The sequence below is a fragment of the Vibrio sp. YT-17 genome (assembly GCF_033337375.1).
GTDB lineage: Bacteria > Pseudomonadota > Gammaproteobacteria > Enterobacterales > Vibrionaceae > Vibrio > Vibrio alginolyticus.
The window spans coordinates 1-1,086 of record NZ_JAWOQP010000183.1 but is presented as its reverse complement, the minus strand read 5'-3'; the positions used below and the strand labels follow the sequence as shown (position 1 = coordinate 1,086).

Here is a 1,086-nt window from a genome sequence, read left to right as displayed (position 1 = left end):
GCTTCAACGATTTAATGAACTACGACTTTACTGCGCGTATGGAACAGAAATTGGACCAAATCGCTGAAGGTGAAGTGAACTGGAAAGCAGTACTCGACAACTTCTTTGCGGATTTCACTGGTGACCTAGAAAAAGCCGAGTTAGACGAATCTGAAGGTGGTATGAAGCTAAACCACATTGTGATGACGGATATCGAGTGTCCGACATGTGGTCGCCCTATGGGTATTCGTACCGCTTCTACAGGCGTATTCTTAGGCTGTTCTGGTTACGCATTGCCACCTAAAGAACGTTGTAAGACAACCATTAACTTGGGTGACGAAGAAGGTATTATCAACGTTTTAGAAGAAGACGTTGAAACGGCTGCTCTTCGTGCGAAAAAACGTTGTCCGATCTGTGAAACTGCGATGGACGCGTACTTGATTGATGACAAGCGCAAGATGCACGTTTGTGGTAACAACCCGAACTGTGAAGGCTATGTTGTTGAGTACGGCGAATTCAAAGTGAAAGGCTACGATGGCCCTGTTGTTGAGTGTGACAAGTGTGGCTCAGACATGGTGCTTAAGAACGGCCGCTTTGGTAAATACATGGATTGTACGAGTGAAACTTGTAAGAACACCCGTAAAATCCTGAAGAACGGTGAAGTAGCGCCACCTAAAGAAGATCCTGTGCACTTCCCTGAATTGCCATGTGAAAACTCAGATGCGTACTTCGTGCTTCGTGATGGTGCTTCTGGCCTATTTATGGCGGCAAGCAACTTCCCTAAATCGCGTGAAACAAGAGCACCTCTAGTCTCTGAACTGGCGCGTTTTGAAGAGCGTCTACCAGAGAAGTTTAAGTACCTAACAACGGCTCCTCAAGAGGATCCAGATGGCCGCCCAGCCGTGGTTCGCTTTAGCCGTAAGACGAAAGAGAACTATGTTCGTTCAGAAGACGACGGTAAACCAAGTGGTTGGACTGCACTTTACGTTGATAGTAAGTGGGAAATCACTGATAAACGTAAAAAAGCGAAAGCTTAAACTCAACTTGTAAAATAAAGGCAGCAAATACGCTGCCTTTATTTTTATTATCCACCTGTCTAAGCGGGTT

Annotated in this window: 1 protein-coding gene; it reads left to right on the top strand. The window is 45.6% G+C overall.

The features are described 5' to 3' along the window. The coding region (locus tag R7F67_RS24820) for a topoisomerase DNA-binding C4 zinc finger domain-containing protein (RefSeq protein ID WP_318057531.1) at window positions 1-1,016 on the top strand (1,016 nt) is incomplete at its 5' end. Between the last annotated feature and the right edge of the window lie 70 nt (window positions 1,017-1,086).